The organism is Pseudomonas sp. BJP69 (assembly GCF_007633355.1).
Taxonomy (GTDB): Bacteria; Pseudomonadota; Gammaproteobacteria; order Pseudomonadales; family Pseudomonadaceae; genus Aquipseudomonas; species Aquipseudomonas juntendi.
This window is the reverse complement of record NZ_CP041933.1, coordinates 1,197,682-1,208,389: the sequence shown is the minus strand read 5'-3', so window position 1 is coordinate 1,208,389 and position 10,708 is coordinate 1,197,682. Positions and strand designations below refer to the sequence as shown.

Genomic DNA, 10,708 nt, shown 5'->3' with positions numbered 1-10,708 from the left:
TGGTAGAATCCGCCGCGGTTTGCTGGTGCTGCAGGTTATTAGCCTGGCCTGCAGCCACATGCCCGTAAACCGCGCGGCCCCGAGAGGAAGGGCCGCCGCCGTCGCCTGAGGAGAGAATTAAAAATGACCTTCGTTGTCACCGACAACTGCATCAAATGCAAATACACCGACTGCGTGGAAGTCTGTCCGGTGGACTGCTTCTACGAAGGCCCGAACTTCCTGGTTATCCACCCGGACGAGTGCATTGACTGCGCCCTGTGCGAGCCGGAGTGCCCAGCGCAAGCGATTTTCTCGGAAGACGAAGTGCCCGCGGGCATGGAGAACTTCATCGAGCTGAACGCCGAGTTGGCGGAAATCTGGCCGAACATTACCGAGCGTAAGGATGCCCTGCCAGACGCCGAAGAGTGGGATGGCAAGACTGGCAAGATTGCCGACCTGGAGCGCTGATAGCGCTGAAATGCCAAAAGGCCCTGCGGGGCCTTTTTTTGTGCCGGCAAAACTGCGGACAAAAAAAGGGGCGGTTTGACCCGCCCACATTTTTTTCCGTAGTCCCTGCTTGTCCCAAACATCATCCTGATGAAATCGCGTCTTGCGATGTCCTTGGCCTTCATCCTGAAAGCCTGTGCATGTCCCTGTGCACAGTTCGAATACTAGCGGGTTCAGCAGCGCGGGCAAGCGCCGGAGTTTGCCGGATATTGCCGGGGAAACATTTACTCACTTGAAGATAACCCTTGTTTTTCAACAGGTTATGAAAAACCAGTATCTGAAAACGACATTGATTTACTGCCGCTCGCTAGAATGGCTTACAGCACGAGTAAGCAAAGGCTTACAGCAGGTGTTAGCGGGATAGCGCAATACATATTTGACAGGTTTCTTGCCGGGCAGTTCTGAGGCAGCTTTCGCTGTGCTTCAGCGCACAAACAAAAACGCCCCGAGGTTATCGGGGCGTTCGTGAGCGACTACTTTGGCTACTGGAACAAAGACTCGCTGGACAAGCCGTTCTTCTCCAGGATCTCGCGCAGGCGCTTCAGGCCTTCTACCTGAATCTGCCGCACCCGTTCGCGGGTCAGGCCAATCTCCAGCCCAACATCCTCCAGGGTGCTGCTTTCGTGCCCGCGCAGCCCGAAGCGGCGTACCACCACCTCACGCTGCTTGTCGGTCAACTCGCCCAGCCACTGGTCGATACTCTGCGACAGGTCGTCGTCCTGCAGCAGTTCGCAGGGGTCGGTGGGACGGTCGTCGGTCAAGGTATCGAGCAGGGTCTTGTCCGAATCCGGGCCGAGCGAAACGTCTACCGACGACACCCGCTCGTTCAGGCCGAGCATGCGCTTGACCTCGGCAACGGGCTTTTCCAGCAAGGTGGCGATTTCTTCCGGCGAGGGTTCGTGGTCCAGCTTCTGCGTCAACTCGCGCGCAGCGCGCAGGTAGACGTTGAGCTCCTTGACCACGTGGATCGGCAGGCGGATGGTGCGGGTCTGGTTCATGATCGCCCGTTCGATGGTCTGGCGAATCCACCAGGTCGCATAGGTCGAAAAACGGAAACCGCGCTCCGGGTCGAACTTCTCCACCGCACGGATCAGGCCCAGGTTGCCTTCCTCGATCAGGTCGAGCAACGACAGGCCACGGTTGACGTAACGACGGGCAATTTTCACAACCAGGCGAAGGTTGCTTTCGATCATGCGCTTGCGGCCGGCAGGATCACCTTTTTGCGACAGACGCGCAAAATGGACTTCTTCTTCCGGCGACAGCAGTGGCGAGAAACCGATCTCGTTGAGGTACAGCTGGGTGGCGTCTAGCGCCCGGGTGTAATCGATATACTTGTGTTGCTTGAGCGAAGAGCCCGATTTGGCCCTCGTCCGAACCGAAGATACAGCAGGTTCGTCTGACACCACATCCGTTTCCAAAACGATGCCCGTCTCCATCAGGAGGACGTCATCGTCGATGTCAAACTCCGGCACTTCTTTACTGAGAGCCATTGTTATAGTCCTTTGCTGAGTTCGAACTCAGACTCGAGCGGCACCTTTATCCCTGGCAGCGCTTGAGCCTGTCCCCTCTACATCACAGGAACAGGCCGGGTACAACGGTCAACGACGTGGCAGGAACTGGAGCGGATCGACGGGTTTGCCCTGGCGGCGAATCTCGAAATGCAGCTTCACCCGATCAGTGCCCGTGGACCCCATTTCAGCAATCGACTGCCCTGCCTTGACCTGCTGCCCCTCCCGAACCAACAGCCTGCGGTTGTGACCGTAGGCACTGACGTAGGTATCGCTGTGCTTGATGATGATCAGCTCGCCGTAGCCCCTTAATCCACTCCCGGCGTAAACCACTGCACCATCAGACGCAGCAAAAACAGGCTGTCCCAAATCACCGGCGATATCAATGCCTTTATTCAAACTACCGTTTGAAGCAAATTTTCCAATCAGCACCCCATTGGCGGGCCAGGTCCACCCCCCCACCGCGCGCTCTGCGGCAGGCACAGTGGCGACCACCGGCGCGCTGGTGGTGCCAGCCGGGGTAGCGGGTTTGCTGGAACTGGCGGGCGCTGTGACAGGCCGCCGCGTGACCGTGGTGCGGCTTGAAGAGGACGGGCCGGACACCACTGTGGTGCTGCTGCCGGAGCCGCTGCTGAAACGAATGGCCTGGCCCGGGCGGATGGTGTAAGGCGGCGCGATACCATTACGGGCCGCCAGCTCCTTGTAATCCCAGCCATAACGGAAGGCGATGGAGAACAGGGTATCGCCAGGCTTGACGACGTATTGCCCGGAGGTCACCGTCGGGCGCTTGGGCGCACTGCTGTTGCGGTCGACCACGCGCGCGCTGTTGCTGCCGGTGCTCGAGCAACCCACCAGTAGCGTGCCCATGGCCAATGCAATCACCAGAAGCTTGAAGCCCGAACCGTCCTTGCGCTGCCGAATGACTGTGTGACCCACCCGCGCTCCCCTCATGGTGCCGAAAAACGATATGAAGACAAGAAATGCAATATTGTTGCAATTATAACCAAGCGAGCCGGGATTGGCAGGCCGCCGCCAGGCTGTTGCGCAGCATTACTGCAAGCGATGCGTTTACGCCACGCCCGCCTGATAGACAGGGCGGCGCCGCGAGAATTCGCCGCCCACGCAAAAATACCCCGGGCCGCGCACCAGTGCTGCTCAGGCCAGCGGCCCGTTCAGCAACGGGACAAAACGCACCGCACCGAGTACGCGACGCGAGAAGCCATGCTCTTCGCGGACGATCAGCATCAATTGCTGCGCTTCGCCCGCAGGCCCTACCGGTATGACCAGCCGGCCACCGGGAGCCAGTTGGTCAAGCAGCGCCTGGGGCACTTCCGGTGCCACGGCGGTGACGATGATGCCGTTGTACGGTGCCAGCGCCGGCCAGCCCTCGCAACCGTCGCCCCAGCGGAACACCACGTTGCGCAGGTTCAGCTCCAGTAAACGCTCCTTGGCACGGTCTTGCAGCACCTTGATGCGCTCCACCGAGAATACCCGCTCGACCAACTGCGCCAGCACCGCCGTCTGGTAGCCGGACCCGGTGCCGATCTCCAGCACCTTGTCCAGCGGCCCGGCTTCAAGCAGCAACTCGCTCATGTGGGCAACCATGAATGGCTGCGAGATGGTCTGGTTGTGGCCGATTGGCAGTGCGGTGTCTTCGTAGGCGCGGTGCGCCAGCGCTTCGTCGACGAACAGGTGGCGCGGGGTGCGGCGGATCACGTCGAGCACCTGGGTGTTCGAGACGCCCTCTTCGCACAGGCGCTGGATCAGCCGCTCCCGGGTCCGTTGGGAGGTCATGCCGATGCCCCGCCGCAGCATATCGTCCTCGCGCATCAGAGCAGGCCCTCCAGCCAACCATCGAGCTGCTCGAAGGCATCACTGAAGGTGCGGTCGAGTTGCAGCGGGGTGATCGACACGTAACCCTGCATCACCGCATGGAAGTCGGTGCCCGGGCCGCCGTCCTCGGCATCGCCGGCAACGGCGATCCAGTAGCCTTCCTTGCCGCGCGGGTTGACCACCTTCGTTGGCGCGGCAGCCCGCGCGCGGTGCCCCAGGCGGGTCAGCTGGATGCCGCGGATGTGCGCCAACGGCAGGTTGGGAATGTTGACGTTGAGCACGGTACGCGGGGGCAGTGCCAGGCGCGACTGCGCCTCGACCAGGCGCCGGGCGATATGCGCAGCGGTCGGCAGGTTGTCGGGCTGGCGCGAGAGCAGCGAGAACGCCAGCGATGTCCCCCCGAGGAAGCGCCCCTCCAGCGCCGCGGCGACCGTACCCGAATACAGTACGTCGTCCCCCAGGTTGGCCCCCAGGTTGATCCCCGACACCACCATGTCCGGCGTGTACGGCAACAGCCCGTTGAGCCCCAGGTGCACGCAGTCGGTCGGCGTACCGTTGAGGCTGATGAAGCCGTTGGCCAAGGTCTGCGGGTGCAGGGGCCGGTCCAGCGTCAGCGAACTGCTGGCGCCGCTCTTGTCTTGCTCCGGGGCAATTACCACGCACTCGGCGTAATCCGCCAGCGCAGCGTGCAGCGCGGCGATCCCGGGTGCGGTAACACCGTCGTCGTTCGAAATCAGAATACGCATGGGCTGTCCGTCTGCCCTGCCGACACCAGATCCACGACTTCACGCACCACCACGGTGGCGAAGCATCCGGCCGGCAGGACGAATTCCAGTTGCAGGATATCAGGCTCGGGATAATGCCACGTAAGGCCGCCAATAGGGAGCCGCAGAATACGCCGTTCGTGATCCATGCCCGCCAGGGCCAGCCACTGGCACAGCGCCGGTTGCTGGTCGCCTACGGCATTTTCCAGCTGCGCGGGCGCGGCGGCGGCGGGCGAACCGCCCGCGCCCCACATCGGGCCAGTCGGGTGCAGGTCGAGAATGGCCAGGCGCGGGTCGGTACATTCCGCTTCACCTGCAGGGAAAAAACTGCGGCTGTCGGTGAACGCCAGCAGATCGCCGACTTGGGCCCGGTTCCAGCTGCCGTCGGCGACACGCGCCGCCAGCACCTGGTTGAACAGGTAGCTGCGCCCGGCCGACAGCAGCCGTGAGCGCGTGTTGCGTTGCTCGGGCAAGGCCTTGCGCGCCGCCCAGTCCAGGGCGTCATGGACATTGCCACCGCCGTGACCGAAGCGTTGGCTGCCGAAGTAGTTGGGCACGCCTTGTTGCTTGAGCAGTTGCAGCCGCGCATCCAGCGCCTGGTGATCGGCATTCAGCGCGGTCAGGCGCAAGGTGAAGCCGTTGGCCGAATGCGCACCACGCTGCAGCTTGCGCTGGTGGCGCACCTGCTTGAGCACGCGCAGGGTGGCATCTTCGGCGCGTGACATGTCCGGGTCGGCCTTGCCTGGCAGGTGCAGGCTGAACCACTGGCGGGTCAGCGCCTGGCGGTCCTTCAGCCCGGCATAGCTGATGCTGCGCACCGGCACGCCTGCGGCGCGGGCCAGGCGGCGGGCGGCTTCTTCGGTATTGAGGTCACGCTTTTCGACCCACAACCACAGGTGCTCGCCCTGGCCCGACAACGGGATATCCAACACCTCGTCGACCTGGAAATCCTCGGCCACTCCCTTGAGCACAGCGGTGCCCAATACCTCGCCCGATGCACGCGGGCCCAGCAGTTGCAGTTCCGTCATGCTGGCAGCAGCAGGGCAACCGAATGCACGGCAATGCCCTCCTCGCGGCCGCAGAAACCGAGTTTTTCGGTGGTGGTGGCCTTGACGTTGACCTGGTCGAGTTCGACTTGCAGATCTTCGGCGATCAACTGCCGCATGGTGTCGATGTGCGGGGCCATTTTCGGCGCCTGGGCGACGATGGTGGCGTCGACGTTGCCGACCTTCCAGCCCTTGGCGTTAACGATGCCCACCACGTGCCGCAACAGCACGCGGCTGTCGGCACCCTTGAACTGGGGGTCGGTGTCGGGGAAGTGCTTGCCGATGTCACCCAGCGCTGCAGCGCCAAGCAAGGCATCGCTCAGGGCGTGCAGCAGCACGTCGCCGTCGGAATGGGCCAGCAGGCCGAATGTGTGCGGGATACGCACCCCGCCCAAGGTAATGAAATCACCGTCGCAGAAACGATGCACATCGTAGCCGTGGCCAATACGCATAAGAAAACGCCCTGAATGAGTCAGGGCGTGATTCTACCTGCTTTGGCTGCCATTGGGGCTGGAGGTGATCGCCTGAGAATTTTAGCGCCTATGCGATCAAGCGCCGCGCTGGCGGCGCTCGATCTCACAGACACCGAAAATGCAAAGCCCTACACCCGCCCCAGCGCCACCGCATGGTGGCGCAGGTGCTCTTCGATGAAGCTGGCAATGAAGTAGTAGCTGTGGTCATAGCCTGGCTGCAGGCGCAGGGTCAGCTCGTGGCCACCTTTGCGTGCTGCCTGCTCCAGCGCTTCAGGCTTGAGCTGCTTTTCGAGGAAGTCGTCACGGTCGCCCTGGTCCACCAGCAACGGTGGGCACTGGCCAGCGGCCGTCTCGGCCAGCAGTACGCTGGCATCCCACTCACGCCAGCGCGCGCGGTCGTCACCCAGGTAGCGGCTGAAGGCTTTCTCGCCCCACGGGCAATCCATGGGGTTGCTGATCGGCGAAAACGCCGACACCGAGCGATAACGCCCCGGGTTGCGCAAAGCGCACACCAGCGCACCGTGCCCACCCATGGAATGGCCGCTGATGCTGCGCTCGGCCGAGGCCGGGAAATGCGCCTCGATCAACGCCGGCAGCTCCTCTACCACATAGTCATGCATGCGGTAGTGCTTGGCCCAAGGCTGCTGGGTGGCATTGAGGTAGAAGCCGGCCCCAAGGCCAAAGTCCCAGGCGCCGTCCGGGTCGCCAGGCACCTGCTCGCCACGCGGGCTGGTATCCGGCGCAACGATGATCAACCCCAGTTCGGCAGCCAGGCGCTGGGCGCCGGCCTTCTGCATGAAGTTTTCGTCGGTACAGGTCAGGCCGCTCAGCCAGTACAGCACCGGCAGCTTGGCACCCTGCTCGGCCTGTGGCGGCAGGTACACGGCGAACACCATGTCGCAACCCAGCACGCTGGAATGGTGCCGGTAGCGCTTGTGCCAGCCGCCGAAGCTTTTCTGGCAAGAGATGTTATCCAGGCTCATGGCGCACCTCAGAAGTGGATGACGCTGCGAATGCTCTTGCCTTCATGCATCAGGTCGAAGGCCTTGTTGATGTCTTCCAGGCCCATGGTGTGGGTGATGAACGTATCCAGCGGAATCTCGCCTTTCTCGGACATTTCCACGTAGCTCGGCAACTCGCTGCGGCCACGCACGCCACCGAACGCAGAGCCACGCCAGACCCGGCCGGTCACCAGCTGGAACGGCCGGGTAGCGATTTCCTGGCCGGCACCGGCCACGCCGATGATGACCGACTCGCCCCACCCTTTGTGGCAGCATTCCAGGGCAGCACGCATCAGTTGCACGTTACCGATACATTCGAAGGAGAAGTCCACGCCACCGTCGGTCAGGTCGACAATCACTTCCTGGATCGGGCGGTCGTAGTCTTTCGGGTTGATGCAGTCGGTGGCGCCCAGTTGACGGGCGATCTCGAACTTGGCCGGGTTGATGTCGATGGCGATGATGCGCGAGGCCTTGGCCTTCACCGCACCGATCACTGCCGACAGGCCGATGCCGCCGAGGCCGAAGATGGCCACGGTGTCACCCGGCTTGACCTTGGCGGTGTTGAGCACGGCACCGATACCGGTAGTCACGCCGCAGCCCAGCAGGCAGACCTTTTCCAGAGGGGCTTCTTTCTGGATCTTGGCCACCGAGATTTCCGGCAACACCGTGTACTCGGAGAAGGTCGAGGTGCCCATGTAGTGGAACAGTTGCTGGCCTTTGTAGGAGAAGCGCGTGGTGCCGTCCGGCATCAGGCCCTTGCCTTGGGTAGCACGGATCGCCTGGCACAGGTTGGTCTTGCCCGACAGGCAGAACTTGCACTTGCCGCACTCCGGGGTGTACAGCGGGATCACGTGGTCGCCCACGGCCAGCGAGGTCACGCCCTCGCCTACGGCTTCGACGATCGCACCGCCTTCATGGCCAAGAATGGATGGGAAGATGCCCTCCGGGTCGGCACCCGACAGGGTGTAGGCGTCGGTGTGGCAGACACCGCTGGCGACCACGCGCAGCAGCACTTCACCGGCCTTGGGCATGGCCACGTCGACTTCGACGATTTCCAGGGGTTTCTTGGCTTCGAAGGCTACAGCAGCACGGGACTTGATCATCGAGTGTCTCCAGACAGGGTGTCAGTTCAGACCACCAGTGTAATTCACTGACTTTTGATGAATAATCCAGGCAAAGACAAAACATTATTGCTGTGCAGGGATAATCATGAGCAACCGCTGGGAAGGCATCGATGAATTCGTGGCTGTCGCCGAATCGGGGCAGTTCACGGCTGCCGCCGAGCGCCTGGGGGTTTCGTCGTCACACATCAGCCGGCAGATCGCCCGGCTGGAAGAACGCTTGCAGACCCGCCTGCTGTATCGCAGTACCCGCCGCGTGACCTTGAGTGAAGCCGGGCAGACCTTTCTGCAGCATTGCCAGCGCCTGCAGGATGGCCGTGAAGAAGCCCTGCGCGCCATGGGTGACCTGGCCAGCGAGCCCAAGGGCCTGCTGCGCATGACCTGCGCGGTGGCCTATGGCGAGCGCTTCATCGTGCCGTTGGTCACACGCTTCATGGCGTTGTACCCCCAGTTGCGCGTGGATGTGGAGTTGAACAACCACACCCTTGACCTGCTGCATGAAGGCATGGACCTGGCCATCCGCCTGGGCAGGCTGGCCGATTCGCGACTGGTGGCGACCCGCCTGGCGCCGCGGCGCATGTACCTATGCGCATCGCCAGCCTATCTGGAGCGCTATGGCCGGCCGCACAGCCTGTCGGAACTGGCGCGGCACAATTGCCTGATCGGCAGCTCGGATGCGTGGGCACTGCAGCAGGACGGCCGCGAGATCAGCCAGCGGGTGCAGGGCAACTGGCGTTGCAACAGTGGTCAGGCGGTTCTGGATGCAGCCTTGCAAGGCATGGGCCTGTGCCAGTTGCCGGACTATTACGTACTGGAGCACCTGAACAGCGGCGCGCTGGTGTCGTTGCTGGAGGGGCATCAACCGCCCAATACCGCGGTTTGGGCGCTGTACCCGCAACAGCGGCACCTGTCGCCGAAGGTGCGGCGGTTGGTGGACTATCTGAAGGAAGGGTTGGCGGGGTTGCCGGAGTATCGCGGGGCCTGATTGCAAAGGGGTCCGCTGCGCGGCCCAATCGCCGGCAAGCCAGCTCCCACAGGGATCGCCTTATGGCTGACAGGTGTTTGCCACAAGGTATGGCAGCGCCTGTTAGAGCGAGCGCCGCCCGCGCGGCGCAATCGCGAGCTGCGCTCGCTCCTACGTTTGTTTCGGGCCAATTATTCCTGTGGGATTCGCGCGCGAACGCCTTGGTGCATGCCTCAATATCGCGCCGTACAAACAAGGCGGCCGCGCGCGCCTGTCACAGGCGTTACTGGCCCGAAACAAACGTAGGAGCGAGCGCAGCTCGCGATTGCGCCGCGCGGGCGGCGCTCGCTCTCACAGGCGCTGAAGATGCTCCGGCTACCCTTGCCAGGAACCATAGAATCTCCCACAGGTGCCGCGATGCCTCAGGTCTGTGGGGTACCTGTGGGAGCTGGCTTGCCTGCGAATGGGCCGCGCAGCGGACCCGGCGATCTCAGCGTCGACCTGCCCAGCGCTGGCGCAACCACTCCAGGTCTTCCGGCCGGGTCACCTTGATGTTGTCGCTGCGCCCTTCGACCAGCCGCGGCGCCTGCCCGGACCATTCGATGGCAGAAGCTTCATCGGTTACGACGACATCCGACACCAGGCACTCGGCCAGCGCCCGGTGCAACGCCCCCAGGCGGAACATCTGCGGCGTGTAGGCCTGCCAGATGGTGCTGCGGTCAACGGTGGCGCTGACCCGGCCTTTGCCATCGGCACGTTTGAGCGTGTCGCGCGCCGGCACCGCCAGCAGGCCACCCACCGGGTCATCCGCCAACTCCGCCAGCAGCTTGTCCAGGTCGCTACGCGCCAGGTTGGGCCGCGCAGCATCGTGCACCAGCACCCAGTCGCTGTCCGCCGCCCCTTGGGCATGCAGCAGCAGCAAGGCATTGAGTACCGAATCGGCGCGCTCGCGCCCGCCCGACGCGCGCTGGATACGCGGGTCGCTGGCACAGCCCAGGGCAGGCCAGTAAGGGTCGTGTTCGGCAATGCTGACCACCACGCCGTTAAGCGTCGGGTGGCCAAGAAAACAGTCGAGGCTGTGCTCGAGAAGGGTCTGCCCTGCCAGCTCCAGATACTGCTTGGGGCGGTCGGCAGCCATGCGGGCGCCTACGCCCGCCGCTGGAATCACGGCCCAGAAGGCCGGTAAGGTATCGATCATTTCTGTGGCAACTGGAAGAGGGTTTCACCCTCCTTGACCATCCCCAATTCATGGCGAGCCCGCTCTTCAACGGTCTCCATGCCTTTTTTCAGCTCCAGCACTTCAGCATCGAGCACGCGATTACGCTCCAGCAGGCGCTCGTTTTCGGCGTGCTGTTCAGCAATCTGCTGCTTCAGCTCGGTCACTTGCGCCAGGCTGCCATTGCCGACCCACAGACGGTACTGCAGGCCACCCAACAGCAGGAGCAGAATAAGGAACACCCAATAGGGACTGCGCATCACGTTATCCAGGTCAAAAAGGCTGCCGCGCATTTT

At 62.9% G+C, this 10,708-nt stretch carries 12 protein-coding genes; 2 read left to right on the top strand and 10 right to left on the bottom strand.

All coding sequences use genetic code 11. From position 1 onward, the window contains the following. The first annotated feature begins 123 nt into the window (after window positions 1-123). Window positions 124-447 (top strand): ferredoxin FdxA, encoded by a 324-nt coding sequence (gene fdxA, locus FPB55_RS05625; RefSeq protein WP_004375459.1) that lies wholly within the window; start codon window positions 124-126, stop codon window positions 445-447. Between the two features lie 521 nt (window positions 448-968). On the opposite strand, the gene rpoS is transcribed toward fdxA, so the two are convergent. From rpoS to FPB55_RS05585, 8 genes are all read right to left on the bottom strand, one after another. Further along, window positions 969-1,976, bottom strand: a complete 1,008-nt coding sequence (gene rpoS / locus FPB55_RS05620) for an RNA polymerase sigma factor RpoS (RefSeq protein WP_009686059.1) — start codon at window positions 1,974-1,976, stop codon at window positions 969-971. 108 nt (window positions 1,977-2,084) lie between these two features. Continuing rightward, complete coding sequence (locus tag FPB55_RS05615; protein ID WP_054881999.1) at window positions 2,085-2,930, bottom strand: peptidoglycan DD-metalloendopeptidase family protein; 846 nt, start codon at window positions 2,928-2,930, stop codon at window positions 2,085-2,087. Window positions 2,931-3,149: 219 nt separating this feature from the next. Beyond that, window positions 3,150-3,788: a protein-L-isoaspartate(D-aspartate) O-methyltransferase gene (locus tag FPB55_RS05610; RefSeq protein WP_009686062.1), complete on the bottom strand. Its 639-nt coding sequence runs from the start codon at window positions 3,786-3,788 to the stop codon at window positions 3,150-3,152. A gap of 35 nt (window positions 3,789-3,823) precedes the next feature. Continuing rightward, window positions 3,824-4,573 carry a 5'/3'-nucleotidase SurE gene (gene surE / locus FPB55_RS05605; RefSeq protein ID WP_144187683.1) on the bottom strand — a complete coding sequence of 250 codons (750 nt, stop codon included), beginning with the start codon at window positions 4,571-4,573 and terminating at the stop codon, window positions 3,824-3,826. Further along, entirely contained in the window at window positions 4,561-5,619 is a 1,059-nt protein-coding gene (gene truD / locus FPB55_RS05600; protein ID WP_144187681.1) for a tRNA pseudouridine(13) synthase TruD, read from the bottom strand. The genes surE and truD overlap by 13 nt, the downstream gene beginning before the upstream one ends. Further along, complete coding sequence (gene ispF, locus FPB55_RS05595) at window positions 5,616-6,089, bottom strand: 2-C-methyl-D-erythritol 2,4-cyclodiphosphate synthase (RefSeq protein ID WP_054890407.1); 474 nt, start codon at window positions 6,087-6,089, stop codon at window positions 5,616-5,618. The genes truD and ispF overlap by 4 nt, the downstream gene beginning before the upstream one ends. 149 nt (window positions 6,090-6,238) lie before the next feature. Beyond that, a complete protein-coding gene (gene fghA, locus FPB55_RS05590) occupies window positions 6,239-7,093 on the bottom strand; it encodes an S-formylglutathione hydrolase (protein ID WP_009686066.1) in 855 nt (284 codons plus the stop codon). 8 nt (window positions 7,094-7,101) lie between these two features. Next, on the bottom strand, window positions 7,102-8,214 hold the full coding sequence (locus FPB55_RS05585) for an S-(hydroxymethyl)glutathione dehydrogenase/class III alcohol dehydrogenase (RefSeq protein WP_009686067.1): 1,113 nt from the start codon (window positions 8,212-8,214) through the stop codon (window positions 7,102-7,104). A 106-nt stretch (window positions 8,215-8,320) separates the two neighbouring features. On the opposite strand from FPB55_RS05585, the gene FPB55_RS05580 reads away from it, so the two are divergent. Beyond that, on the top strand, window positions 8,321-9,217 hold the full coding sequence (locus FPB55_RS05580; RefSeq protein WP_125855410.1) for a LysR substrate-binding domain-containing protein: 897 nt from the start codon (window positions 8,321-8,323) through the stop codon (window positions 9,215-9,217). 469 nt (window positions 9,218-9,686) lie between these two features. Here FPB55_RS05580 and ispD read toward each other — a convergent pair whose 3' ends face one another. Together ispD and ftsB are read right to left on the bottom strand one after the other, a co-directional pair. Beyond that, entirely contained in the window at window positions 9,687-10,394 is a 708-nt protein-coding gene (gene ispD, locus FPB55_RS05575; RefSeq protein ID WP_144187679.1) for a 2-C-methyl-D-erythritol 4-phosphate cytidylyltransferase, read from the bottom strand. Beyond that, on the bottom strand, window positions 10,391-10,672 hold the full coding sequence (ftsB, locus tag FPB55_RS05570) for a cell division protein FtsB (protein WP_009686932.1): 282 nt from the start codon (window positions 10,670-10,672) through the stop codon (window positions 10,391-10,393). Before ftsB ends, ispD begins: the two co-directional genes overlap by 4 nt. Window positions 10,673-10,708: the final 36 nt, after the last annotated feature.

What these genes read in the sequence shown, in the direction of transcription:
- fdxA (WP_004375459.1), top strand. Translation starts at nt 124, where the DNA reads ATGACCTTCGTTGTCACCGACAACTGCATCAAATGCAAATACACCGAC.
- rpoS (WP_009686059.1), bottom strand. Translation starts at nt 1,976, where the DNA reads ATGGCTCTCAGTAAAGAAGTGCCGGAGTTTGACATCGACGATGACGTC.
- FPB55_RS05610 (WP_009686062.1), bottom strand. Translation starts at nt 3,788, where the DNA reads ATGACCTCCCAACGGACCCGGGAGCGGCTGATCCAGCGCCTGTGCGAA.
- surE (WP_144187683.1), bottom strand. Translation starts at nt 4,573, where the DNA reads ATGCGTATTCTGATTTCGAACGACGACGGTGTTACCGCACCCGGGATC.
- truD (WP_144187681.1), bottom strand. Translation starts at nt 5,619, where the DNA reads ATGACGGAACTGCAACTGCTGGGCCCGCGTGCATCGGGCGAGGTATTG.
- ispF (WP_054890407.1), bottom strand. Translation starts at nt 6,089, where the DNA reads ATGCGTATTGGCCACGGCTACGATGTGCATCGTTTCTGCGACGGTGAT.
- fghA (WP_009686066.1), bottom strand. Translation starts at nt 7,093, where the DNA reads ATGAGCCTGGATAACATCTCTTGCCAGAAAAGCTTCGGCGGCTGGCAC.
- FPB55_RS05585 (WP_009686067.1), bottom strand. Translation starts at nt 8,214, where the DNA reads ATGATCAAGTCCCGTGCTGCTGTAGCCTTCGAAGCCAAGAAACCCCTG.
- FPB55_RS05580 (WP_125855410.1), top strand. Translation starts at nt 8,321, where the DNA reads ATGAGCAACCGCTGGGAAGGCATCGATGAATTCGTGGCTGTCGCCGAA.
- ispD (WP_144187679.1), bottom strand. Translation starts at nt 10,394, where the DNA reads ATGATCGATACCTTACCGGCCTTCTGGGCCGTGATTCCAGCGGCGGGC.
- ftsB (WP_009686932.1), bottom strand. Translation starts at nt 10,672, where the DNA reads ATGCGCAGTCCCTATTGGGTGTTCCTTATTCTGCTCCTGCTGTTGGGT.